This window comes from Actinosynnema sp. NPDC020468, from assembly GCF_040642015.1.
In the GTDB taxonomy this organism is placed as follows: domain Bacteria; phylum Actinomycetota; class Actinomycetes; order Mycobacteriales; family Pseudonocardiaceae; genus Actinosynnema.
Genome location: NZ_JBFAEO010000046.1, coordinates 1 through 24013 on the forward strand (window position 1 = coordinate 1; position 24013 = coordinate 24013).

Here is a 24013-nt window from a genome sequence, read left to right on the forward strand (position 1 = left end):
AACGGCTGGAGTTGACCGGTACTAATAGGCCGAGGACTTGTCTCGAAGACGCTACGCATCCACTGTGCGGTTCTGAAGGAACCAACCAGACCCCCGAGCACGGCCACATTGGGTGGCGGGTGTTCCGGGTGGGTCGGTGATGGTTATCTTCATAGTGTTTCGGTGGTAATAGCGGTGGGGAAACACCCGGTCCCATTCCGAACCCGGTAGTTAAGCCTTCCAGCGCCGATGGTACTGCACTCGTGAGGGTGTGGGAGAGTAGGACGCCGCCGAACATACTTTGGTCCCTCAGGGGGACGTCCCGACCAGGACGTCCCCCTGAGGGCTTTTTTATGCCATCATGGCGCGATGCATTTCGGCGACGACTCTCCGTGACGTGCTGCGAGGGGGAGCCGGTTGACCTCTGCGGCTGACGCGGTGTGGCGCGAGTTGACGGCGCCGGCGAAGTCCGCGATGCGGTGGGCGTCCGCGTCGGCGACCGTGCTGCGCGGCGAGGGCGCGGTGGCGGACTGGCGTGATCTGCTGATCGGGATCATGCTCGCCGATCCGCTCGACAACCCGGCGAAGACGCTGTTCGAGCACCTGAAGATCGCGCCGGTCGCCGTCCTCGGCGGTGCTCTGCCGGACGCGTGGCTGCTCCGCGGCCAGGCCAAGAAGCTGGCCGGCCGGCAAGCGATGCCGCGCCTGGACGGGCGGTTGGCGCACGAGTTGCAAGGTGCCGCACGGGCACGGCGCGGGGTGTCGCTCGGGTTGAAGCACCTGTTCCTCCTCGTGCTCGGGTACCCGCAGGTCGAGGAGGGCCTGTCCAGGTTCGGGGTGTCCTGGCGGGGCGTCGTGGACCTCTACCAGGAGTTCCTGGCCGGCCGCCGCCCCCTCGAAGAGGTGTTGCGCAACGGGATGCCGTACGGCGGTGGCGGGGTTCGACTGCCGCGGTACGTGGGCGACCAGCCGCCGTCCAAGCTGGAGGTGCCGAGCGACCTCGTCGGTGTCGGGCCGGAGGTCGACGCGTTCGCGCACCTGATGGCGTCGCGGAAGCTCGTGCCGCCGCTCGCCGTCGGGTTGTTCGGCGACTGGGGCTCGGGCAAGAGCTACTTCCTGCGCCGGTTGCAGCACCGCGTCGACGAGCTGGCCGGTTCCGGCTCCGCGGTGTTCCACCGGTCGATCGTGCAGATCGAGTTCAACGCCTGGCAGTACGTCGGCGGCGACCTGTGGGCGGGTCTGGTCGAACACCTCTTCCGCAACCTGCGGCTGTCCGGCGACGAGAGCGACGACCTGATCGGGCAGCGCCAGCGGTACTGGGTCGACCGGTTGCGCGAGGTGGAGGGTGACCAGGCGTCCGCTCTGGCCGAGTGGGAGCAACTCGAGCAGGCCCGGTCCGACGCCGAAAGCCTGGTCGCCGAACGGGAACGGGAGCGCGAGCGCACACTCGCGGAACTCGACCGGGCGCGCCGCGAGCGCCCGCTCCTGGGGTGGCGCCCCTCGGCGGAGTTGCGGGAACAGGTGGCGAAGAGCCTGGGCTTGACCGAATTCGTGGCGAACGGCGAGGCGCTCCACGCCGAGTTGGACCGGGCGCGCGAGGACCTGCGCGGGGTGAACGCGGTGCTCGAACCGGTGAGGTCCGGTGGGTGGCGGTACGGCCTGGCGGTGCTGGGGCTGGCGTTCATCGCGCCCGCGCTCACCCTCCTGGCGGAGTGGGTGGACACCTCGGCGCTGACCACGGCCACGGGAGCGGTCGCCGGACTCGCGACGGGCGCGACCGGGTACCTCGCGCTGGTCGGCAGGTATGCGCGATCCGCCACCGACAAGATCGCCAAGGCGCGCGCCGAACTCGTCGCCGAGGAACAGCGGGAGCGCGATCGGCTCGACCAGGAGGTGGCCGCCGCCGAGACGGCGCTGGCCGAGGCCGAGGCCGCCCTGGACACGGCACGGGAGCAGGAACGCGGGTACGCCGACCGGATCACCGAGATCTCCGGCGAGCTCGAGGCCACCACACCCCGTCGGGTGCTCACCGACTTCATCAACGAGCGGCTGGGCAGCGAGGACTACCGACGGCACCTCGGGGTGCCGGCGCTCGTCCGCCGCGACCTGGAGCGGTTGTCCCGACTGGTCACGGCCCATCACGCGCAGTCGCACGGAGCGCAGCCCGCGGGCGACTACGCGATCGACCGCGTCGTCCTCTACATCGACGACCTGGACCGCTGTCCCGCGCCGCTGGTGGCCAAGGTGCTGGAGGCGGTGAACCTGCTCCTCGCGTTCCCGCTGTTCGTCGTGGTGGTGGCGGTCGACCTCCGGTGGCTCGAGAGCTCGCTGCGCGAGCACTACAGCCAGCTCCAGGCGCGCGAGCGCGGAGCCGCCGACTACCTGGAGAAGATCTTCCAGGTCGGGTTCTCCCTGCCGCAGCTGAACGTCGAGGTGCGCCGGACGATGCTGCGCGAACTGATCACGCCGAACGTGCGGGCGCCGGCCGTCGAGGACGACGGGGTGGCACCGGACGGCGACCTCGGCGAGTCCGACATGACCTCCCTCTACGACGTGATCTCGTCGTGGAGCGCGGCCGAGCGGTGGAACCGGCCGGAGCGGCAGGTCGCGGACCTGGTGGTCTCCGCCGAGGAGGCGGCGATGGTCGAGGAGGTCGCCGACCTGATCGGGCCGACGCCGCGCGCCGTGAAGCGGTTCGTCAACGTGTACCTGCTGATCAGGGCCATCGGGATCGCGCGCGGGCTGCCCGTGCCGGACGGCGGTGACCTGGTGGTGCTGCTGGCGGTGGTGAAGCGGTTTCCCGCGGTCGCGGGGTTCGCCGGCACGGCCACCACGGTGAGCGCGGTGGGCGAGCACATGCCCGAGGTGCGGCAGTGGGTGGAGACGCACCTCGAGTTGGGCGCCGTGCCGCTCGGGCCGGTCGAGTGGTTGCGGTTGGCCGACCGGTTCCGGTTCACCAGGGGCTGAAAGCCGGGGTTAGCCTCTGCACCCATGCACGACGTCGATCCCCGCAGCGCCCGCCGCTCCAACTCCGCCCTCGCCTCGGACCTCGCGTCCAACCCCTTCCGGGTGGACCGGGACCGGGTGGCGGCGTCGCCGTTCTTCGCCCGGCTGGGCGGTGTCACGCAGGTGGTCAGCTCCACCGGCTCCGGGTTGCTGGTGCACAACCGGCTCACGCACAGCCTCAAGGTCGCGCAGGCGGCACGGGCCATCGCCGAGCGGTTGCGGGCGCGGCCGGAGTTGGCGGGCGTGCTGGAGAAGCTCGGCGGGTGCGATCCCGACGTGGTGGAGGCCGCGTCGTTGGCGCACGACCTGGGGCACCCGCCGTTCGGGCACCTCGGCGAGCAGGTGCTCGACCGGATCGCGCGGCACCGGTTCGGGTTGTCCGACGGGTTCGAGGGCAACGCGCAGTCGTTCCGCATCGTGACGACCACGGACGTGCGGGGTCCCTCCGCGCTCGGCCTCGACCTCACGGTGGCGGTGCGGGCGGCGATGCTCAAGTACCCGTGGGCCCGGTTGGCCTACCCCGCGCCGCACCCGCGCGACCTGGCCGTGCCGCCGCGGGGCGCCGCCGAGCCCGCGGACGCGCCGGGCACCGGGTCGGCCAAGTTCTCCGCCTACGTCACCGAGCTTGAGGACGTGGTGCAGGCGCGCGCCTTCTACACGGGCCGGGTCGAGCCGTGGCAGCAGACCGTGGAGGCGTCGGTGATGGACACCGCCGACGACATCGCCTACGCGATCCACGACCTGGAGGACTTCCACCGGGTCGGCGTGCTCCAGCACGCCACCGTGTCGGCGGAGTTGACCACCTGGTCGGAGGAGGCTGCCGGGCTGGCGTCGCTGAGCGCGACCGAGTTGGCCGCGCAGGAGCGCCGGCCGGGGCGGTCGCTCGAGATCCTGCGCCGCAGGCTGCACGCGAAGGACGACTGGGCGGTGCACGACGACGCGTTCGCCGAGGCGGTGGCGAAGGTGCGGGACGAGCTGGTCGGCGGGCTGCTGTCGGTGCCGTTCGACGGGTCGGTCGAGGCCGAGCAGGCGGTGGCCGGGTTCTCCGGGCGGTGGACGCGGCGGCTGGTCGACTCGGTCGGCGTGGTGGAGGAGCCGACGACGCGGTCGGGGCACGTGGTGCTGGCCGTGCCGCAGTGGCACGAGGTGCAGGTGTTGAAGTTCGTGCACCGGAGGTTCGTGCTGCTGCGGCCGGATCTGGCGCTGCACCAGCGCGGGCAGGCTCGGCTGTTGACCGCGTTGGTGGAGGCGCTCGAGCAGTGGGCGACCGACCGGCACGAGGCCGACCGGTTGCCGCGCCGGCTGCACGACCTGGTCGAGCTGGCCTCCGCCGAGTACGCCGCGCTGGCCCGCACCGACCCGTCGGCGCTGGTCGGGGCCACCGGCGAGGCACCGTCCGGACCGGACGCGGTGCGCGCGCTCGCGCGTGGACGGGCGGTCGTGGACTTCGTGGCGTCGTTGACCGACAACCAGGCCGCGGCCCTGCTCGACGCGCTGTCCGGGCGGACCGGTCAGCTGTGGACGGACGCCTTCGTTCTGTGAACGGGTTGATTCCTACCCACCGGGATCTACGCCGATTGGTGGCAGACGGTATCCGGTCGTGCGCAATACGTTGACCCCTCGGTCGGAGCCGTCCGACCGACAACCGCGTGCGTCGGGGGCACGCTCGACGTTTGGGGGAGACGCCTGTGCGCTCACCGAGAGGTCTGTCGAGAAGGAGAACACCGCTGGTCGTGGCCGGTGCCGCGGTCCTGCTGACCGTGCTGGGGACGGTCACGCCCGCCACCGCCGACCCGGCGAAGGCCACCAAGGGCATCGACGCGAGGACCGCGGCGCAGATCGCGGCACTCCAAAACATCAAGAAGTCGCTGAGCCCCACCGAATCCAAGGTGGACAGCGCGCTCGTGATCGAGCAGCGCCGCCGTGCCGACGTGGGCACGTTCGCCAAGCTCCCCTCGCTCCGGACGGGGGTGAAGGTCCAGGCGGGCAACACCGTCCTGGTCGACATCCGGTCCGACAAGGTCACCGACGGGCTGGTGGGCGCGGTCCGCACGGCGGGCGGCGCGATCCGGTCGGTGTCCACTGAGGGCGGCACGGTCCGCGCGCAGGTGCCCCTCGCGGCGCTGAACGGGCTGGCCGGGCGGTCCGACGTGCGTCGGGTCGAGGTGGCGGCCGAGGCGAAGACGTTCCACGAGACCAGCCCCGGGTCGAGGGTCACGCCCTCCGCGACGAAGCCCTCCAAGGAGGACAAGGCGCGCGAGGTCGAGTCCCGGACCCGGTCCGCGCTCGCCGCGCCGCTGGCCGCGAAGGTGGCCGAGGCCGACCGGGCCCACGCCGCCGACACCGCGCGGCAGATCACCCGCGTCACCGGCACCGGCGTGAAGCTGTGCGCGATCTCCGACGGCGTGACCTCGCTGGCCGCCTCGCAGGCCTCGGGCGAGTTACCCGCGGTCGACGTCCTGCCGGGCCAGGAGGGCTCCGGCGACGAGGGCACCGCGATGCTGGAGATCCTGCACGACCTCGCGCCCAACGCCGCGCTGGGATTCGCCACCGCCTACAACGGTGACGCGAGCTTCGCCGACAACATCCGCAAGCTCCGGTCCGACCTGCGCTGCGACGTGATCGTCGACGACATCCTGTACTTCAACGAGTCGCCGTTCCAGGACGGGATCATCGCCCGCGCGGTCGACGCGGTGGTCGCGGACGGCGCGGTCTACTTCTCGTCGGCGGGCAACGAGGGCAACGTCGCCGACGGCACCGCCGGGCACTGGGAGGGCAACTTCACCGACTCCGGCGTCGGTGTCGGCAAGTTCGCCGGCACGGCCCACGACTTCAACCCCTCGCCCACGGCCAAGCAGGTGTTCGACCCGCTCTCGGCCAGTTCGGGCAACGTGCCGGTGACGCTGTTCTGGGCCGACCCGCTCGGTCGCTCGGCCAACGACTACGACCTGTACCTGGCGAACGCGCAGGGCAACGTGGTGGCGTCCGCCCAGAACATCCAGGACGGCACCCAGGACCCGTACGAGCGGCTGAACACGCCCGCGGGCACCGGTGGCGGCCTGCGGCTCGCGGTCGTCAAGTTCCGCGGCGACGACCGGTACCTGGCGCTGACCGCGCTGGGCGGCCGGTTCAAGGACTCCTCCGACGGCCTCAAGGCGTACGCGACGTCGGGTGTGACCCGCGGCCACTCGGCGGCCAAGGGCGCGATCAGCGTCGCGGCGGCCCCCGCGAACGGCCCGCTGCCGTTCGACCTGGAGCCCGGCGACCCGGCGAACCCGCGCGGCCCGTACCCCGGCGTGTTCGAGCGGACCCAGAAGCCCGAGCGGTTCACCTCCGACGGGCCGCGCCGGACGTTCTTCGCGCCCGACGGCTCGCCGCGCGAGGAGGTCCGGCAGAAGCCGGAGATCACCGCGGCCGACGGCGTCGTCACCAGCGCGCCCGGCTTCAACCCGTTCTTCGGCACGTCGGCGTCCGCGCCGAGCGCCGCGGGCGTCGCCGGGCTGATCCTGTCCGGCAACCCCGGGCTGACGCCGGCCGAGGTGCGCGACGCGCTGACCTCGACGGCGCTGGACCTGGTCGAGCCGGGCGTGGACAACCGGACCGGCGCGGGCGTCGTGCGCGCCGACCTGGCCCTGGCCTACACGGGCGCGTCGCCGCAACCGCTGGCCCGGGCCCAGAAGCCGACCATCGTCAACGACAACGACGGCAGCCAGTACCTCAAGCCGGGCACCACGGCGACGGTGACCGTGCCGGTGCTCAACTCCGGCGACGGCACGGCCGCGTCGACCAGCCTGGTGCTGACCACGACCGCCGCCGGCGTCGTGGTGGCGCCGCGGTCGAAGTACTACGGCAACATCGAGGCCGGGCAAACCGGCGTGAACACGTTCAAGGTGACCGTGCCGGCGTCCACGCCGGTGGGCGCCGCGGTGCGGTTGGACGCGAAGGTGACCTACGCGGGCGCGACGTCGCCCACGACCACCGCGCTCAACCTCGCGGTCGGCGAACCGGCCAAGGAGGCGAAGAACTTCGCCTACTCCGGCCCCGTCGTGGCGATCCCGGACAACGACTCCACCGGCGTGACGGTGCAGATCCCGGTCAGCGGCGTCGGCCGCGGCTCGAAGCTGACCTTCTCGGTCGACGGCGACCCGTGCTCGGCGACCGACGGCGCGACCACGGTCGGCATCGACCACACGTTCGTCGGCGACCTGGTCGGCACGCTGACCTCGCCGTCGGGCCGGTCGGTCACGGTGTTCCAGAAGTCCGGCGGCACGGGCGCGAACCTGTGCAAGGTCGTGTTCGACGACGCGGCCGACCGGGCGTTCTCCACGGTGACGAGCGCGCAGGCGCCGTTCACCGGCTCCTGGCGCCCGACGGGTTCGCTCGCCGGGTTCCTGGCCGACCCGGTCGACGGCACCTGGACGTTCAAGGTCGTGGACACGGCGGCGTCCGACCGCGGCTCGGTGCGCGCGGTGTCGTTGCACATCAACGGTTACGTGTAGGTCCCGGACACGACGAAGGCCCCCGGGGTTCCCAAGAACCCCGGGGGCCTTCCCCCGGTGTCGCCGGTCGCGAACCCCGATCCCGCCGCGGACCGTGTTCGACGCCTTCGACGCCACCGAGCTACTTGGGCCACTCCCAGCGGATGCCGAAGACACCCGGGCCGAAGCCCAGTGCCACGGCGTGCACGCCGCCCGCGCCGTCGAGCGCGAGGTTGCGCCGCCGGGAAGGGGCCTCGTCGCCCGCCGGGACGCTGTACTGCTGACAGCGGGCCGGCAGGTACGACTGGTCGAACCGGACCTCGATCACGTACTCGCGCACCGGGAGCCGGAACTTCCGGGCGAACGTGTTGTTGCCCGCCGGGTAGTGCCCCTCGGCGAACAGCAGCTCGTACTCCATGATGATCGTCTCGCCCCTGGTCAGGGGCCGGTCGAACATCATCTCCGCGACCATGATGTTGGCGTCGGTGTCCTCCGCGACCCGCCCGAGGTGGCAGTTGCGCAGGTTGACCACCTGCGGCAGCACGTCGGACTCCTCGGTCTCGAACACCAGCGCCCACCGGTCCGGGCCGTCCTGCTCCGCGCGCAGGATCTGCCGCACCCACACGGATCGCTGCCCGCCGTCGGCGGCGATCTCGATGCGGTCGTGCTGGCTGATCCGGCCGAGCTTGACGTCCGAGGTCGTGTCGACCTTCGTGAGCAGGTTCGCGACCCGCTCGCGACGCGCCCAGAGGGCGTCGATCGGCATCATGGTGGTGGGCCGGGAACGCCTGCCGCGCGGTCGCGGTGGACCGAGCAGCGCGGACAGTCCCGCCTGCGGGACGCCGAGCACCGTTTCCAAGTGGCGCAAGGCTTCCAGCGACTCGGGCCGCTCGGGCCTGCGCCTGCCGGACTGCCAGTAGCTGAGCGTCGCCACGCTGATCGTGACCCCGCGCAGGGCGAGCCTGTGCTGGATGCGGTCAAGACTCAGCCTGCTCGCTTTGATCGCCGCCCTGAGCGCCTCGGGAAAAGGTCCCGTGGTCAGGAGCTGCGCAAGACTGCCGTGGCCCGCCGAGTCGAGTTCATCGACGGACAGGTTGGGTCGACCGGCAGCGTTGGTCATTGTGACTCCCCGCTGTCAATAGATCACGCCCCAGTGACCCTACCCGCCAACGCAGTGCGGTGGTGTCTTCCGGGTGGAGTCAATGGTTGGGCCATACGGGTTACGAGTTCACTGGGGGCGACATCGGTCTGTCAAGTGGTGAATGCCCCTGCTTCCCTCGCTGTAAACCCATCGGTAACATTGTGCACCAGGTCTGCGCCGCCGACTACCGCCCTTCGTCGCTTGTTGTCGGCCCCGTGCTGCCGTCATGCTCGCGCGCACCGCGCCGGTCGACCATGGCGTCGTGTGATCCGATGGCCCTACTGTGTCCCGGTGACCGCCGCCCACGACCTGGTGCCGCCGGAGGACCCCCTCTCCGAGTTGGCCGCCGTGGTGCTGGGCACCGGCGACTTCCAGGAGATCGACCTGCTGGACGTGGTGCGGCAGGCGGGCGTCGGCCGGGTCGACGTGATCCGCGCGGGCGACGACCTGCTTCCCCGGCTGGCGCACGAGAACGCGCTGTCCCCGGCGTTGCGGCTGGCGCGGGAAACCCTGCACCCCGGCGGTGTCCTGGTCGCCGCGGTGCCCGAGCTCGACCGGCTCAGCCGGTTGCGGCCCACCGCGCCGCCGCCCCGCGTGCTGGGTCGCGGCCCGGGCCGGCAGGTGACGGTGCAGCTGTGGGACTGGGCGCCGGACGGCGAGTCCTACGCGCTGGAGGTCGTGCGGCTGGTGCGCGGCGAGTCGACGTGGGAGGTCGCGAACGCGGTGTCCACCCGGCACCGCGTGCTGACCGCCGAGCGGATCGCCGACGAGTTGGACGCGGCCGGGTTCGTCTCGGTGCGCAGGCTCTCGCCCGCCGAGAGCGGCCACCCGCTGCCGGTGTGGGTGGCGGTGGCGCCGTCGTGACGCCCGGGTCGCGGTGAGCCGGGTCCGACCGGTGTCCGGCGGCGGCCGGTCGGTCGAGGTCGAGCCCGAGCGGATCACCGGCTGGTTCGAGCGGTTCGCCTCCCGGCACGACGGGGTGACGGGCACCTCCGTCACGGCGCGCCGGGTGCGGGTGGTCGCGACCGACGGCGCCGAGGTCGAGGCGGACGCGGTGTACGAGGACTTCGCGCCGACCGGCGAGCACGACGCCCTGGAACTCGGTCCGCTGCTGGCCTCCGCGTCCGCGCCCCGTCGGATCGGCCTGGTGCTGGTGCGGCTGGGCGGGCACAGCGTCGGAGTGGCGCAGGACGGCCGGGTCGTGCGCTCGAGCACCGACAGCCACCTGGTGCACGGTCGGAACAAGGCGGGCGGCTGGTCGCAGCAGCGGTACGCCCGCCGCCGCGACGGCCAGGCGCGTGTGGCCCTGGCGGCCGCGGCCGACGACGTGGCGCGGGTGCTGGCGCCCGAGGTCGAGGGCCTGGACGCGGTCGTGCTGGGCGGCGACCGGCACGCCCTCGACGCGCTGCGGACCGACCGCCGGCTCTCCGGTGTGTTCGCGAAGGCGGTCGACCGGGTGCTGGACGTCGGTGAACCGCGCCGCGCCGTGCTGGACGAGGCCGCCGCCCGCGCCCGCGCCGTCCTGCTGGTGGTCCGCGAGCCGGCCTGAAATCCCGGGCAACCCGCACCGCGCCCCACCGCATGGATAGGGGTGAGGGGGCACCGCCCGGAGGCGTCCCCGGCGAACCCGAGGAGAAGACAAGTGCGCAAACGACTCGTGCTGGCGGCCGGTGCCGTCCTCGTCGGCGGCGTCGCGATCGCGGTGCCCGCGCTGGCGTCCGGCACCGGCGGCACGCCGGCCACGACCACCACGTCGCCGACCACCACCACGCACCCGACCACCACGACGGTCGTGCGGGGCACGGTGATCACCTCGCCGCCGCCCGTCACCACCTCACCGATCCCGGTGACCCCGACCGCGACGCACCCGCCGACGCCCTACCCGACCACGACCGCCCCCATTCCGATCACCACCACCACCACGATCGCGCCGACCCCCACGGCCCTGCCCACCACGGCCGCGCCCACCACGACGGCTCCCACCACAACCGCGTACACCACCCCCACCACCACCATCCCCACGACGAGGCGCTGACGGCGTGGTGACGTGGGACGCGGAGTTCACCACCTACTTCGACCGGTGCGCCGACTCGATGCGCTTCACCGCGTACTTGTTGTGCGGCAACCACCACGAGGCCGAAGACGTGGTGCAGTCCGCGTTCCTCAAGCTCTACCTCGCGGGACCGCGGCTGGCGCGTCGGGAGGGGTTGGAGGGGTACCTGCGGCAGATCGTGGTCCGCACGTTCCTCGCCGAGCGCCGGCGGTTGCGGTGGCGGCGCGAGCGGTTGACCGACGAGCCGCCGGAGGTCGCCGCGGCGGACGGGTTGAGCGAGGACCGGCTCGTGCTCTGGCAGGCGCTGTCGGGGGTGCCCGCCAGGCAGCGGGCCGTGCTCGTGCTGAGGTTCTGGCACGACCTGGGCGTGGAGGAGACGGCGGCGGCGCTCGGGTGCTCCGCCGGCACGGTGAAGAGCCAGACCAACAAGGGCCTCAAGGCGCTGCGGCTGCGGCTGGGCGGCCCGGGGTCCGACGCGCTGTGGACGGAGGTGTCGAACCGTGGTTGAGGACCGGCTCCGCGAGCTGTTCGGCGAACTGAGCCGCGAGCGCGTGCCGCACGGCGCGTCCGCGGCCGACGTGCGGCGCAAGGCGCTGCGCGTCCGGGCCCGCCGCCGGGTCGTGGCCACGGCGGCCAGCGGTCTGGGCACCGTGGCGGCGGTCGTGCTGGTCGTCTCCGGCCTGGGCGGCGGTCACGCCGACCCGAACCCGCGGCCCGCGGGACCGGGCCTGTCGACGGTGGTCCGGACCACCGAACACCCGCCGACCCCCGAGCCCTCGCCGACCACGACGTCGTCCTCCACGACCCTGCCGACCACGACCACCCGACCGGAGCCGGAGGCGACGACCGGGACCGTGCCGCCCACCGCGACCACGACGCCGCCCGGCAGGACGCTCACCACGACCACCGCCCCGGTCACCACCACGACTCCCGACCGCTGACGAGGCGGTGACCGGCGAAAACAGGCTCGACAACCCGGAAGGAGCACCGGGCACCACCTATGCCGCTGCCCACAGGTGGCGAATCCACTCGCGCCGGGGCACTACACTCGGTGTCGTGGTCATCCTGATCGAGTAGGTCCGCGCGAGCGCCTTCGCCGCGACGTCGACCACCCATGACCACTTCCACCGGAGTCTGCCTTGATCACCGCGACCGATCTCGAGTTGCGCGCGGGTTCGCGCATCCTGCTGTCCGACGCCACCCTCCGCGTCCAGCCCGGCGACCGCATCGGCCTCGTCGGCCGCAACGGCGCGGGCAAGACCACGTCGCTGCGCGTCCTCGCGGGCGAGGGCCAGCCGTACGCGGGCGAGGTGCGGCGCACCGGCGAACTCGGCTACCTGCCGCAGGACCCGCGCGAGGGCGACCTGTCGGTCATCGCCAAGGACCGGGTGCTCTCCGCGCGCGGCCTCGACCAGCTGCTGCGCGACATGGAGAAGTCCCAGACCGCCATGGCCGAGCTGGTGGACGACGCCGAGCTGGCCGAGGCGGTGCGCAAGTACGGGCGGCTGGAGGAGCGGTTCTCCTCGCTCGGCGGGTACGCCGCCGAGAGCGAGGCCGCCCGGATCTGCGCGAACCTCGGCCTGGCCGACCGCGTGCTGGCGCAGCCGCTGCGCACCCTGTCCGGCGGTCAGCGCCGGCGCGTCGAGCTGGCCCGCATCCTGTTCGCCGCCTCCGAGGCGGGCGTGGGCGCGAAGTCCAGCACGATCCTGCTGATCGACGAGCCGACCAACCACCTCGACGCCGACTCGATCTCGTGGCTGCGCGGGTTCCTCAAGGCGCACGACGGCGGCCTGGTCGTGATCAGCCACGACGTCGAGCTGCTGGACGACGTGGTCAACAAGGTGTGGTTCCTCGACGCGACGCGCGGCGAGGTCGACCTCTACAACATGGGCTGGAAGAAGTACCTGGAGGCGCGCGCGGCCGACGAGAAGCGCCGTCGCCGCGAGCGCGCCAACGCGGAGAAGAAGGCCGGCGCGCTGATGGCGCAGGCGGACAAGATGCGCGCCAAGGCGACCAAGGCCGTGGCCGCGCAGAACATGGCCAAGCGCGCCGAGAAGCTGCTGTCCGGCCTGGAGGAGACCCGCCAGGCGGACAAGGTCGCCAAGATCCGCTTCCCGCAGCCCGCCGCGTGCGGCCGGACGCCGCTCACCGCCGAGAACCTCAGCAAGTCCTACGGCTCGCTCGAGGTGTTCACCGGCGTCGACCTGGCGATCGACCGCGGCTCGCGGGTGGTCATCCTCGGCCTCAACGGCGCGGGCAAGACCACCCTGCTGCGGCTCATCGGCTCGATGGAGCGCCCGGACAGCGGCGAGGTGATCCCGGGTCACGGCCTCAAGCTCGGCTACTTCGCCCAGGAGCACGAGACGCTCGACCACGAGGCCTCGGTGTGGGCGAACATCCGCCACGCCGCGCCCGACACGCCGGAGCAGCAGCTGCGCAGCCTGCTGGGCACGTTCCTGTTCAGCGGCGAGCAGCTCGACCAGCCGGCGGGCACCCTGTCCGGCGGCGAGAAGACCCGGCTCGCGCTCGCGGGCCTGGTGTCGAGCGCCGCGAACGTGCTGCTGCTGGACGAGCCGACGAACAACCTCGACCCGGCCAGCCGCGAGCAGGTGCTGGACGCGCTGCGCCGCTACGAGGGCGCGGTCGTGCTGGTCACGCACGACCCCGGCGCGGTGGAGGCGCTTGAGCCCGAGCGGGTGATCCTCCTCCCGGACGGCGCAGAGGACCACTGGTCCGCGGAGTACCTGGAGCTAGTGCAGTTGGCCTGACCCGAACGCCTTACCGCAGCTCACCGGGGACAGCCACCCAGAGTGGTCGGATGAACCGCTCGGCGATCTTTTCGCATGATCGCCTGGCGTTCTTGGTCGTCGTGTTCGATCATTGCGACGACAGGGGCTTTCGACAGCCCGACCTGCTGTCTACGGAAGGCGGGACAAGGTGGCTGACCTGAAGAAGGGCGCCCGGATAACCGGCGCCACGCGGGACAAGCTGGCCGCTGACCTGAAGAAGAAGTACGAAAAGGGCGCGAGCATCCGGGCTTTGGCGGAGTCCACCGGACGCTCCTACGGCTTCGTGCACCGGGTGCTCAGCGAGTCCGGTGTGCAGCTGCGCGGTCGCGGTGGCGCCACCCGCACGAAGAAGAAGTAGCTACCCTCCGGTAACATCGGGTGCTGAGGAGAGACAGCACCCAGCGAACCCGGAGGTTCCGCCCATGTCGGCACCGACACCCATCGACGCCGACCTGCTGGAGCGCGCAGGCGTGCGGCTCGTCCTCGACGGACCACGCGCCACGATCACGCTCGATCGACCGGACGTGCTGAACGCACAGACGCCGTCCACGTGGGCGGCGTTGCGGTCGATCGGCGCGCAGTTGAGCCCGGACGTCCGCGTGGTGGTCGTCCGGGGCTCCGGTCGCGCGTTCTCGGCGGGCCTCGACCGACGCATGTTCACCGGCGTCGACGTGGCGGGCGAACCCGGTCTCGCGGAGATCACCAGGCGCGGCCCGGAAGGCGGCGCGCAGCTGATCGCGGAGTTCCAAGAGGGCTTCCGCTGGCTACGCGACCCGTCCCGGGTCACGATCGCGGCCGTCCGCGGCCACGCCATCGGCGCGGGCTTCCAACTGGCCCTGGCGTGCGACTTCCGCGTGGCCGCGACCGACGCGCAGTTCTGCATGGCCGAAACCTCCCTCGGCCTGGTCCCCGACCTGGGCGGCACGTTGCCCCTGGTCCGCCTGGTCGGCTACTCCCGCGCGGCCGAAATCTGCCTGACCGGCCGCCGGGTGGACGCCGCCGAGGCGGAACGCATCGGCCTGGCCAACCGAGTGGTCCCCGCGGACGACCTGGACGCGGCGGTGGACGACCTGGCAACGGCGGTCCTACGCCCCATGCCGGGCGCGGTCACCGAAACCCTGGCGCTCCTGGCGGGCGCGGCGAACGGCGCGACCGAACAGGAGCAGCTGTACGCCGAACGCGCCGCCCAACTGCGCAGACTGACCGAACTGGCCGCCCTGGCAAACCCGCCCAGGTAGCCCCGAGTCGGAGGTGCTGCCCGTCCGGCGAGGACGCCCCGAGCCCGAGCCACACCCCAGAAGACGCACCCCCACCCGGGAAGCTGTGGCGAAGCAAAGGTGTTCACAGTGGAGTGGACGGTTCCTGGGGTTTGATGCGCAGTGCCATGGCGGCAGCCGACGCCCCGCAGGGGTTACGCCGAGGCACGTTCCGCCGAGTAGTGGAGTTCGCCGGCCCACACCGCCTGAAACTCGTGGTGTTCCTGGCACTCACAGTCATCTCAGCGGTACTCGCAGTCAGCACCCCGGTACTGGCGGGCCGCGTGGTGGACGCCATCGTGGCCGGCCAAAACGTATCGGTAGTCATATGGCTGGCAGTAGCCATCGCGGGAATCGCGATCGTCGACGCCGCCCTGGGCCTGGTCGAACGTTGGCAGTCGGCCAGAATCGGCGAGGGCCTGATCCACGACCTGCGCCGAGCGGTCTTCGAACACGTCCAACGCATGCCCGTCGCGTTCTTCACCCGAACCCGAACCGGCGCCCTGGTCAGCAGGCTGAACAACGACGTCATCGGCGCCCAACGGGCCTTCACCTCGACCCTGTCCGGCGTGGTCACGAACGTGATCCAGCTGGGCCTCTCCCTGGCCGTCATGTTCACCCTGTCGTGGCAGGTCACCGCACTGGCCCTCGTCCTGCTCCCCATCTTCGTGCTCCCGGCCCGCAGAATGGGCAGCCGCATGGCCGACCTCCAACGCGAAGCCTCGGGCCTCAACGCCGGCATGACCACCCAGATGACCGAACGCTTCTCCGCCCCGGGCGCCACCCTGGTCAAACTGTTCGGCCGCCCCACCGCCGAGGCCGAGGAGTTCGGCCAGAAGGCGGCGCGGGTCCGCGACATCGGCATCCGCACCGCCATGGCCACCCGCTGGTTCATGACCGGCCTGACCCTGGTGTCCGCGCTCGCCCAAGCCCTGGTCTACGGCCTGGGCGGCTATCTCGCGCTCACCGGCCACCTGGCCGCCGGCACGGTCGTCTCCCTGGCGCTGCTGCTGACCAGGCTCTACGCCCCGCTCACCGCCCTGGCCAACGCCCGGGTCGACATCATGACCGCCCTGGTCAGCTTCGAACGCGTCTTCGAGGTCCTCGACCTCACCCCCATGATCACCGAGAAGCCCACCCCCGCGACGGTCCCCGACGGCCCGGTGTCGGTCGAGTTCGACGCGGTCCGATTCGGCTACCCGGCCGCGGACAAGGTGTCCCTGGCCTCGCTGGAATCAGTGGCCACTCTGGACACCCGAGGCGGCGAGGAGGTCCTGCACGGCATCGACTTCCGCGCCGAACCGGGTCAACTGGTCGCGCTGGTCGGATCGTCCGGCGCGGGCAAGTCGACGATCGCGTCCCTCCTCCCGCGACTGTACGACGTGGACGAAGGCGCGATCCGGCTGTCCGGAGTGGACGTCCGCGACCTCTCCTTCGACTCGCTCCGCCAGGCGGTCGGCGTCGTCACCCAGGACGGTCACCTGTTCCACGACACGATCCGCGCCAACCTGGTCTACCCCCGACCGGAGTCGACCGACGACGAGATCTGGGACGCCCTGCGCCGAGCCCGCCTGGACACGCTCGTCTCGACGCTGCCCGACGGCCTGGAAACGGTGGTCGGCGAACGCGGCTACCGCCTGTCCGGCGGCGAGCGCCAACGGCTGACCATCGCCCGCCTGCTGCTCGCGCAACCCCGGGTGGTGATCCTGGACGAGGCGACCGCGCACCTGGACTCCGAGTCCGAGGCCGCCGTGCAGGCCGCGCTCACCGAGGCCCTCGACGGCCGGACCGCGCTGGTCATCGCGCACCGGCTGTCCACGATCCGGGCCGCCGACCAGATCCTGGTGGTGGAGGACGGTCGGGTCGTGGAACGCGGCACGCACGCCGAGTTGATGGACGCGGACGGGCGGTACGCCGAGCTGTACCACACGCAGTTCGACGAACCGCCCGCCGTCGCGGTCTACAAGCCGTTCAGGAAGGAGGCGGTCACCGACACGGCCGCCTTGGACGACCCGCCGAGCACCACGAGCACCGCGAACGCCACGTCGCCCTGGTAGCCGACGAACCACCCGTGCGCGGTGGTGCCGTCACCCACCTGGGCGGTGCCGGTCTTGCCGTGCACCCCGCCGTAACCGGCCAGGTCGCGGGCCGTGCCGCCGGTGACCACCTCGCCCGTCATCGAGCGCAGCGCCGCCACCACCCCGCCGGGCAGCGCGGTGGTGGCGCCGCCGGTGGTGGGGATCTCGCGGACCAGCTGCGGCACCGGGATCGAGCCGCGGGCCACGGTCGCCGCCGCGAGCGCCATGCCGAACGGCGTGACCTGCACGGTGCCCTGGCCGATGCCCGACTCGACGCGCTCGGGCACCGTGGCGGCGGCCGGTACCTTGGCCGTGTTCGTGGTCAGGCCCGCGACCTGGTAGTCCAGGCCGAGCCCGAACCGGGCGGCCGCCTCGGTCAGCGCCGAGGGCGGCAGCTCGGCGGCGAGCTTGGCGAACGTGGTGTTGCACGACGCGGCGAACGCGGTGTGCAGCGGCACGGTGCCCAGGTCGAACCGGTTCTCGTTGATGATCGTGCGGGTGCCGATCGAGGCTTCGCCCGGGCACGCGAGCGGGGTGTCGGCGGTCGCCGTGCCCGCCGTGAGCGCCGCCGTCGCGGTCACGATCTTGAACGTCGAGCCGGGCTCGAAGAAGTTCGTGGTGGCGATGGTGCCCTGAGCCGAGGCGGCCGAGTTCTGCGCCACGGCCAGCACGTCGCCGGTCGACGGCTGGATCGCGACGATCGCGGAGCCGAGCGCGACCCCGTCCACCGCGGTCTGGGCCGCCGCCTGCACCTTCGGGTCCAGCGTCACCGTGTAGGTCTTGCCGGGCTCGGCCTTCTGCTCGGCCAGCACGGTCACCGGCGCGCCCGCCGCGTCCACGACCGCCACCCGGTAGCCCGTCGTCCCGGTCGTGTCGACCGCGACCTTGGTCACCTGGGTCATGACCTGCGGCGCGAACCCGGTCGCGACCGGCGTGCCGTCCCGGCCGCGCACCGCGCCGTCGGCGGTCGTCTTCGCGTAGGTCAGGCTCTGGTTCTCGCCCAACTGCGGGTGCAGCACGGCGGGTGACCAGTGCACACGCCAGTGGTTGTCGGCCAGCCGCAGTTCCAGCTGCTCGTCGTAGGTCAGCGGCGCGCCCGACGGCAGTCGCCACGTGTAGTCGGCGGCGACCGTCGCGACGTCGTCGGACACCCGTTTCGGCGCGGCGAGCACGGAGCTGAACACCGCGCCCGCCATGCCCTTGCGCACCCCGTCGATCACCGGCTTCGCGGCCTGCGGCGCGTCGGTCGACCGGGCCGCGTCACCGCCCGCGGCCAGTGCCGCGGTGAACTCCCGCGCCACCACGTCCGGACCGGGCGGCGCGACCGTCGGCGTGCCGGTCGAGGTCGCCGCCACCCGGTCCGGTGTGCTCGGCCACACCGCGATCGCGCCCGCCACGACGACCGCGACCGCGGTGATCCCTCCGCCGAGCAGCACCCGGCGCTTCTTCCTGTTGTCCATGTGTAGCCCCCTTGTCTCGGAGGCTAACGCGAACGAGTGACGCCCTCGTGAGTGATATTGCTCAGAAGAGTGGACTTCAGCCGAGCACCGGCACCCGCGCCTGGTACTTGCGCAGCAGGTCGGCGTTGGCCGCGTCGCCGCCCTCGACGTTCGCGCTGCGCCACAGCGGCAGCTGCACGCCCGCCTCGGCCGCCTTGTCCCACAACCGGACCATGAGCAGGTTCCACAGGAACGTGGTCGCGATCGTGGACACGGCCGCGATCGCCGGGTCCTCGGTCGGGTAGGTCGCGTCGCCCGGCGGCACCAGGTTGTCCAGCACCAGCGTGGCCGTCTCGGCCAGGGTGGCGCCCGCGCGGCGCGGCGCGACCGAGCTGGACGGCACCGAGGTGACCGCCACGACCGGGCAGCCCTTCTCGGTGGCGAGCCTGGCCAGCTCGACGGGGTAGTAGTTGACGCCCGAGGTGGAGAACACGAACAGCACGTCGTGGCGCGCGAGACCGGTGTCCCGCAGCACCTCGGCGGCCAGGCCCGAGCGGCGCTCGGCGGCGGTGCTGCTCACCGCGCCGTGCATGGGCAGCAGTTCGGGGTGGTAGACCGGGCGCACGCACGCCAGTCCGCCTGCCCGGTAGAAGGTCTCCGCGACGGCGGCGAGCGAGTGGCCCGCGCCCGCCGTCAGCAGCATCCCGTCGGCCCGCACGCTCGCGAGCACCAGTTCGGCCACGTCGTCCAGCACGGTGGCGTTCTGCTGCTCCACCCTCGACAGGTGGTCGCGGACGACGTCGCCGTAGGCGCCGGTCTGGCTCATGCGGTCTACCTCCAGTGGTCTACACCAAGTAGTCCCGCCAGTCTTAGTCGATCGGCGGACCGGTGACCAGAGTCGCGTTGACCGCGAACACCGCTGCTGTTCGAATGAACAGCATGGATGTGGTCACGAGACACGAACTGATCCTGGAGAGCCTGCGCGGAGGACGGCGGGTGGCGGTCGGCGCGCTCGCCGAGCTGGTCGGCGCGTCGGAGATGACCGTCCGGCGGGACCTCGACGTGCTCGAGCGCGAGGGGTTGCTGCGCCGGGTGCGCGGCGCGGCCGTGGGCATGCTGAGCGGCGAGGAGATCCCGTTCGCGGCCCGGTCCCGGCAGCGCACGGACGCCAAGCGGCGGATCGGCGCGGCGGTCGCCGACCTGCTCGACGACGGCGAGACCGTGGTCCTCGACGGCGGCAGCACCACGCTGGAGGTCGCGCGGCGGCTGGTGGACCGGCGGCTGACCGTGCTGCCGCTGTCCCTGCACGCCGCCGACGTGCTGCGCGCCGCCGAGCAGGTGCGGCTGGTGCTGCCCGGTGGCGACGTGCGGCCCGGTGAGCTGGTGTTCGTCGGCCCGCTCACCGAGCACGCGTTCGACGTGATGCGGTTCGACACGCTGGTGCTCGGCAGCTGCGGGCTCAGCGCGCGCGACGGAGTGTCGGCGCACGACCTCGCCGAGGGCGCGGTGAAGAAGGCCGCCGTCGCGGCGTCCGCGCGGGTGGTCGCGGCGATCGACGGCGCCAAGTTCGGCCGCACCGCCTTCGGCCGGGTGTGCCCGGTCGAGGAGCTGGACGTGCTGGTCACCGACGTGGACGCGCCGGCGGACGAGGTGGCGCGGCTGCGCGAGGCCGGCGTGGAGGTGCGCCTTGTCTGACACCCTCTCCGTCCCGGTCCGCGCGCGGGTCGCGACCGGGATCGTGTTCGCCCTGCACGCCGCCATGTTCGCGTGCTGGACGCCGCACATCCCCGAGGTGAAGCACCGGCTCGGCCTGGACGACGGCACGTTGGGCTTAACCCTGCTCGGCGCGCCCGTCGGGTCGGTGGTCGCGATGCTGCTCGTCGGCAACGCGGTGGCCCGGTTCGGGTCGCGGCGAGTGGTGCCGGTGCTGCTGCTGGGCTACGGGCTGACCTCGCCGCTGCTGGGGTACGCCTGGTCGGGGTGGTCGCTGTTCCTGGCCCTGGCGCTGTGGGGCGGGTTCCAGGGCGGGCTCGACGTGGCGCAGAACTCGCAGGGCATCGCGGTCGAACGGGCGTACCGGCGGCCGATCCTGACGAGCTTCCACGCGTGGTGGAGCCTCGGGTCGTTCGTCGGCGTCGGCGTCGGCGCGGTGCTGATCGGGCTCGGCGTCGACCTGGCCGGCCAGATGATCGGGGTGGCGGTGCTGGCCGTGCTGGTGACCGTGCCGCTGACCAGGCCGCTGCTGGCGGACCGGTCGGTGGACGAGCACCGGCTGGCGGCGCCGTGGCGGGACCGGCGGGTGCTGGTGCTGGGCGCGATCATCTTCGCCGCGTTGCTGTGCGAGGGCGCGATCGGCGACTGGGCGGCGCTCTACCTGCGGGAATCGATCGGGGTGCCGGTCGAGCGGGCCGGGCTGGGCTTCGGGGTGTTCGCGGCGTTGATGGTCCTCGGCCGGGCGATGGGCGACCGGTGGGTGCTGCGGTTCGGCCCGGCCCGGGTGGTCGGCGTGCTGGCCGCGGTGGGCGCGGTCGGGTTCGGCGTGGCGCTGGTGTCCGGCGGGTTCTGGTTCGCGCTGGTCGGGTTCGGCGCGTTCGGCCTGGGGTTGTCGTGCATCGTGCCGGTGGCGTTCAGCGTGGCGGCCGAGCAGTCCGACGCGCACGCGGGACAGGCCATCGCGGGCGTGGCGACCGCCGGGTGGGCCGGGTTCCTGCTCGGACCGCCGCTGATCGGGCTGCTGGCGCACGCCTCGTCGCTGCCGGTCGCGCTCGGGCTGCTGCCGGTGCTGTGCGCGGCGGTCGTGTTCGGCGCCCGGGCACTGGGCGGTCGGACGCCGGGCGGTCGGGAATAGCGGTCGGCCCGGTGCTCGTTGTGGTGGTCGACACGAACTACGGGGGAATCCATGAGCACCGTCCTGCCCGACCCGTCGACCGAGTTCGGCGCGCGCGTGCTGCGCCGGCTGACCGAGGAGAAGATCGCCTGGATCACGTCCGTCGACCGCAACGGCACCCCGCAGCCCGCGCCGGTGTGGTTCCTGTGGGAGGACGACCGGCTGATCGTCTACACCCCGCCGACGGCCAAGCGCGTCGAGCGGCTCAAGGCCAACCCGCGCACGTCGGTCAACCTGGCCGACGAGGGCGGGCAGAACGTGGTCGTGCTGACCGGGACGCTGGCCGTGGACGAGACCGTGCCGGGCGTGCCGGACAACCCGGCGTACCTGGCGAAGTACGGGAAGTGGATCGACGACCGGTTCGAGGGCGCGGTGAAGTTCGGCGCGACCTACAGCGTGGCGGTCGTGTTCACGCCGGAGAAGGTCCGCGGTTTCTGAAGCCGCGGCCTCCGGGTCCGGTGGTCAGTGGCTGAAGGGCTCGATGCACGTGCCCTCGCCGGTGTGCCCGTCGATCGACCGGGTGAACCGCCCCGGCCACAGGTAGCCGAACACGCACGTCCGCCCGGTCGACACCGAGTAGGCCACGCCGATCTGACCGTACCGGGCGACCTCGGCCTCACCCTCGGGGTGGCCGAGGTCGGCCAGCACCTGGCGGGCGTGCGCGGGCTCGAAGTCGCCCGCGTCGCACAACGCCTTCAGCGCCGGCCCGACCACCTCGGCGAGCACCCGCCCGGCGTCGACCTCGGCGAGGCTGAGCCCCCGGCGCTGCTTCCACCGGTTGTTCTCGACCTCGTGCGGCGCGACGTCGCCGGGCGGCGTGGTGCCGGGGGTGGTCGGCGTGATCGGGGCGGGTGCCGGGGTGGCCACCTGGTAGTCGGCGGTGCAGGTCACCGCGGGCTGGAGGGGTGTCTCGGTGGTCGGGGTCGGGCTGTCGACGGTGGCGATCCCCGGGGTGAGCACCGGTTGGGCGGCCGGGGTCGCGGGTCGCCGTTGCGCGCACGCCACGACGGTCAGCAGGACCAGGACCAGCGCGCACAACCCCCGGGGCACGGACATGACCTCGACTGTGGCACGCCCCGCCCCGCCGAGTGACCCGATCGGGCGAGGATGTGCGCACCGGCACGCCCGTCCGCCCGGGCACGTCGAGCGCTCGGTCACCGCCCGGACGAGAGCGCCGGGTGGGCCGACCGACCCGGGGGAGTGCCGGACAGCGGTCGGGTGGTGGGTCCCCTGCCGTCGAGCACCGTGCCGGTCAGGACAGGTCCTCAGGGCAGGTCTTCGGGGCGGTCGACGTCGGCACCGTCGGCCACGTCCTCGCACGGCACGGTGGTCGCGCGGTGGTCGCGCAGGTAGTCGCGGGCGCCGGCGTCGCCCGTCGCGGCCTCCACGACCGCCGGCCAGTGGTCCGCGCCGAGCAGCACGGGGTGACCCGGCACGCCCGAGTACGAGGCGCGGGCCAGGGCCGTCCTGGTGGCCAGGGCGTGGAAGCGGCGCACCGCCGCCGGGGTGATGCCCGGGGTGTCCACCGGCAGCACGACCACCGCGTCCGCCCGGTCCGCGAGCGCCGAAAGGCCCACCCGCAGCGACGAGCCCATGCCCGTCTCCCACGCGGTGTTGTGCACCGTCGTGACGCCCGTCAGGGTCGCCGCGGCGCGCACCTCGGCCGCCGCGGCGCCGAGCACGACCACCACCGGGGCGCACCCCGCGTCCCGCAGCACGCCGGAGGTCGTGTCGACCCACAGCGCGCCGTCCCGCGACACCAGTGCCTTGGGCAGGCCGAACCGGCGGCCGGCGCCCGCGGCGAGCAACAACCCCGCGACCCGCATGGGCTCACGGTGTCACACGAGTGCCTGGTGTCCGCGCAGTTCGGTCCGGCTGGCGACCGCGAGCTTGCGGTACACCCTGGTCAGGTGCTGCTCCACGGTGCTCACCGTGATGTGCAGCCGCATGGCGATGGCCCGGTTGCTGTGCCCCAACGCGGCGAGGGTCGCGACCCTGCGCTCCGAATAGGTCAAGTCCGTCATACTCCGGAACACGTGCGGCACAGGGGGTGCGGTTCAACGAAATCGCCTAGTGGCCCGACAGATGCTCCAAAAGCAGGGACGTGAGGGCGTCCGGGGCATGCTCCGGGACCCAGTGCGAGACGTCCTCCAGCATCTCGAACCGGTACGGCCCGTCGACCCACGACCCGGTGTCCAGCGCGGCCGTCGAGCCGACCGCCACGTCCTCGGTGCCCCACACGTACAGCGTCGGCACGGACACCTTCGGGGCCTTGCCGCCCGGCCGCGCCGCGCGGAACCAGTCCAGGGCCGCGGTCAGCGCGCCCGGTTCGGCCATCCGGCGGACGTACTCGTCCACCCGGCTCGGCGGCACCTTCCACTCGAACATCCGGCGCAGCGCGTCCGCGCCGTCGGCGAGCATCGCCTGCTCGGTCCGGCTCGACCGCCACTCGGTCAGGTAACCCGACCGGAGGTGCTGGTCCTCGTCCGTGGTCAGCGCGTGCGCCAGCGCGGCCGGGTGCGGCGTCGACACGGCGGTCAGCGTGCGCAGCCGCTCCGGGTGCTCGGCCGCGGTCCACCACGCCACGTCGCCGCCCCGGTCGTGGCCGACGAGGTCGAACCGCGCCCAGCCGAGCGCGTCCGCGACCCCGAGCACGTCGCCGACCAGCGCGTCGATCCCGTACTCGGCGGACCGCTCCGGCCGCGCGCCGGGTGAGTAGCCGCGCTGGTCGAACGCCACCGCCCGGAACCCGCGCGCGCCCAGCACCGCCACCGGGTGCTCCCAGGCGAGCGCGGCCTGCGGGAAGCCGTGCAGGAACAGCACCGGCCGGCCGTCCTCCGGCCCCGAGGCCAGGGCGTCGAACGAGCCCTCGGCCGTCTCCACGCTGAACTGTTCGATCACTGTGAT

At 72.6% G+C, this 24013-nt stretch carries 21 protein-coding genes, 1 rRNA gene and 1 pseudogene; 16 read left to right on the plus strand and 7 right to left on the minus strand.

The window, feature by feature from the left end:
• Nucleotides 1-158: 158 nt before the first annotated feature.
• The 4 genes from rrf (at nucleotide 159) to AB0G50_RS27610 (ending at nucleotide 7484) form a co-directional block, all read left to right on the plus strand.
• Nucleotides 159-275: ribosomal RNA gene (gene rrf / locus AB0G50_RS27595) — 5S ribosomal RNA — on the plus strand.
• 121 nt (nucleotides 276-396) lie between these two features.
• Nucleotides 397-2946 (plus strand): P-loop NTPase fold protein, encoded by a 2550-nt coding sequence (locus AB0G50_RS27600; RefSeq protein ID WP_360113770.1) that lies wholly within the window; start codon nucleotides 397-399, stop codon nucleotides 2944-2946.
• Nucleotides 2947-2970: 24 nt separating this feature from the next.
• Complete coding sequence (gene dgt / locus AB0G50_RS27605; RefSeq protein WP_360113772.1) at nucleotides 2971-4527, plus strand: dGTP triphosphohydrolase; 1557 nt, start codon at nucleotides 2971-2973, stop codon at nucleotides 4525-4527.
• A gap of 146 nt (nucleotides 4528-4673) precedes the next feature.
• Nucleotides 4674-7484: a S8 family serine peptidase gene (locus AB0G50_RS27610; protein WP_360113774.1), complete on the plus strand. Its 2811-nt coding sequence runs from the start codon at nucleotides 4674-4676 to the stop codon at nucleotides 7482-7484.
• Nucleotides 7485-7605: 121 nt separating this feature from the next.
• Here AB0G50_RS27610 and AB0G50_RS27615 read toward each other — a convergent pair whose 3' ends face one another.
• Complete coding sequence (locus AB0G50_RS27615; protein WP_360113776.1) at nucleotides 7606-8583, minus strand: hypothetical protein; 978 nt, start codon at nucleotides 8581-8583, stop codon at nucleotides 7606-7608.
• Between the two features lie 312 nt (nucleotides 8584-8895).
• On the opposite strand from AB0G50_RS27615, the gene AB0G50_RS27620 reads away from it, so the two are divergent.
• The 9 genes from AB0G50_RS27620 to AB0G50_RS27660 all read left to right on the plus strand — a co-directional run bounded on the left by AB0G50_RS27620 (nucleotide 8896) and on the right by AB0G50_RS27660 (nucleotide 16759).
• Entirely contained in the window at nucleotides 8896-9468 is a 573-nt protein-coding gene (locus AB0G50_RS27620; RefSeq protein ID WP_360113778.1) for a hypothetical protein, read from the plus strand.
• Between the two features lie 13 nt (nucleotides 9469-9481).
• The gene (locus AB0G50_RS27625) at nucleotides 9482-10153 is read left to right on the plus strand and encodes an acVLRF1 family peptidyl-tRNA hydrolase (RefSeq protein WP_360113780.1); all 672 of its coding nucleotides are present in this window, start codon (nucleotides 9482-9484) and stop codon (nucleotides 10151-10153) included.
• Between the two features lie 93 nt (nucleotides 10154-10246).
• The gene (locus AB0G50_RS27630; RefSeq protein ID WP_360113782.1) at nucleotides 10247-10639 is read left to right on the plus strand and encodes a hypothetical protein; all 393 of its coding nucleotides are present in this window, start codon (nucleotides 10247-10249) and stop codon (nucleotides 10637-10639) included.
• A gap of 7 nt (nucleotides 10640-10646) precedes the next feature.
• On the plus strand, nucleotides 10647-11165 hold the full coding sequence (locus AB0G50_RS27635; RefSeq protein ID WP_360113935.1) for a SigE family RNA polymerase sigma factor: 519 nt from the start codon (nucleotides 10647-10649) through the stop codon (nucleotides 11163-11165).
• A complete protein-coding gene (locus tag AB0G50_RS27640; protein ID WP_360113784.1) occupies nucleotides 11158-11598 on the plus strand; it encodes a hypothetical protein in 441 nt (146 codons plus the stop codon). Before AB0G50_RS27635 ends, AB0G50_RS27640 begins: the two co-directional genes overlap by 8 nt.
• A gap of 198 nt (nucleotides 11599-11796) precedes the next feature.
• Complete coding sequence (locus AB0G50_RS27645; protein ID WP_360113786.1) at nucleotides 11797-13425, plus strand: ABC-F family ATP-binding cassette domain-containing protein; 1629 nt, start codon at nucleotides 11797-11799, stop codon at nucleotides 13423-13425.
• A 112-nt stretch (nucleotides 13426-13537) separates the two neighbouring features.
• Nucleotides 13538-13804: a helix-turn-helix domain-containing protein gene (locus AB0G50_RS27650; RefSeq protein ID WP_360113788.1), complete on the plus strand. Its 267-nt coding sequence runs from the start codon at nucleotides 13538-13540 to the stop codon at nucleotides 13802-13804.
• 64 nt (nucleotides 13805-13868) lie between these two features.
• On the plus strand, nucleotides 13869-14684 hold the full coding sequence (locus AB0G50_RS27655) for an enoyl-CoA hydratase/isomerase family protein (RefSeq protein WP_360113790.1): 816 nt from the start codon (nucleotides 13869-13871) through the stop codon (nucleotides 14682-14684).
• A 113-nt stretch (nucleotides 14685-14797) separates the two neighbouring features.
• Nucleotides 14798-16759 carry an ABC transporter ATP-binding protein gene (locus tag AB0G50_RS27660; protein WP_360113792.1) on the plus strand — a complete coding sequence of 654 codons (1962 nt, stop codon included), beginning with the start codon at nucleotides 14798-14800 and terminating at the stop codon, nucleotides 16757-16759.
• Here the strand turns inward: AB0G50_RS27660 and AB0G50_RS27665 are convergent.
• Together AB0G50_RS27665 and AB0G50_RS27670 are read right to left on the minus strand one after the other, a co-directional pair.
• Nucleotides 16663-18240, minus strand: a complete 1578-nt coding sequence (locus AB0G50_RS27665) for a penicillin-binding transpeptidase domain-containing protein (protein WP_360113794.1) — start codon at nucleotides 18238-18240, stop codon at nucleotides 16663-16665. The genes AB0G50_RS27660 and AB0G50_RS27665 overlap by 97 nt on opposite strands.
• 76 nt (nucleotides 18241-18316) lie before the next feature.
• Nucleotides 18317-19045, minus strand: coding sequence for an SIS domain-containing protein (locus tag AB0G50_RS27670; RefSeq protein ID WP_360113796.1), 729 nt, complete (start codon nucleotides 19043-19045; stop codon nucleotides 18317-18319).
• A 113-nt stretch (nucleotides 19046-19158) separates the two neighbouring features.
• Here AB0G50_RS27670 and AB0G50_RS27675 point away from each other — a divergent pair, with 113 nt between their 5' ends.
• From AB0G50_RS27675 to AB0G50_RS27685, 3 genes are read left to right on the plus strand one after another with little or no spacing between them, the layout of a single operon-like run.
• On the plus strand, nucleotides 19159-19914 hold the full coding sequence (locus tag AB0G50_RS27675) for a DeoR/GlpR family DNA-binding transcription regulator (RefSeq protein ID WP_360113798.1): 756 nt from the start codon (nucleotides 19159-19161) through the stop codon (nucleotides 19912-19914).
• Nucleotides 19907-21067, plus strand: a complete 1161-nt coding sequence (locus tag AB0G50_RS27680; RefSeq protein ID WP_360113801.1) for an MFS transporter — start codon at nucleotides 19907-19909, stop codon at nucleotides 21065-21067. Before AB0G50_RS27675 ends, AB0G50_RS27680 begins: the two co-directional genes overlap by 8 nt.
• Before the next feature lie 51 nt (nucleotides 21068-21118).
• Nucleotides 21119-21544 (plus strand): TIGR03667 family PPOX class F420-dependent oxidoreductase, encoded by a 426-nt coding sequence (locus tag AB0G50_RS27685; RefSeq protein ID WP_360113804.1) that lies wholly within the window; start codon nucleotides 21119-21121, stop codon nucleotides 21542-21544.
• A 24-nt stretch (nucleotides 21545-21568) separates the two neighbouring features.
• On the opposite strand, the gene AB0G50_RS27690 is transcribed toward AB0G50_RS27685, so the two are convergent.
• The 4 genes and pseudogenes from AB0G50_RS27690 to AB0G50_RS27705 form a co-directional block, all read right to left on the minus strand.
• Entirely contained in the window at nucleotides 21569-22162 is a 594-nt protein-coding gene (locus AB0G50_RS27690; RefSeq protein ID WP_360113806.1) for a hypothetical protein, read from the minus strand.
• Between the two features lie 209 nt (nucleotides 22163-22371).
• The gene (locus tag AB0G50_RS27695; protein WP_360113809.1) at nucleotides 22372-22932 is read right to left on the minus strand and encodes an NTP transferase domain-containing protein; all 561 of its coding nucleotides are present in this window, start codon (nucleotides 22930-22932) and stop codon (nucleotides 22372-22374) included.
• A 12-nt stretch (nucleotides 22933-22944) separates the two neighbouring features.
• Nucleotides 22945-23133, minus strand: a pseudogene (locus AB0G50_RS27700) (helix-turn-helix transcriptional regulator); the annotation flags it as partial.
• A gap of 43 nt (nucleotides 23134-23176) precedes the next feature.
• Nucleotides 23177-24007, minus strand: a complete 831-nt coding sequence (locus tag AB0G50_RS27705) for an alpha/beta hydrolase (protein ID WP_360113812.1) — start codon at nucleotides 24005-24007, stop codon at nucleotides 23177-23179.
• Nucleotides 24008-24013: the final 6 nt, after the last annotated feature.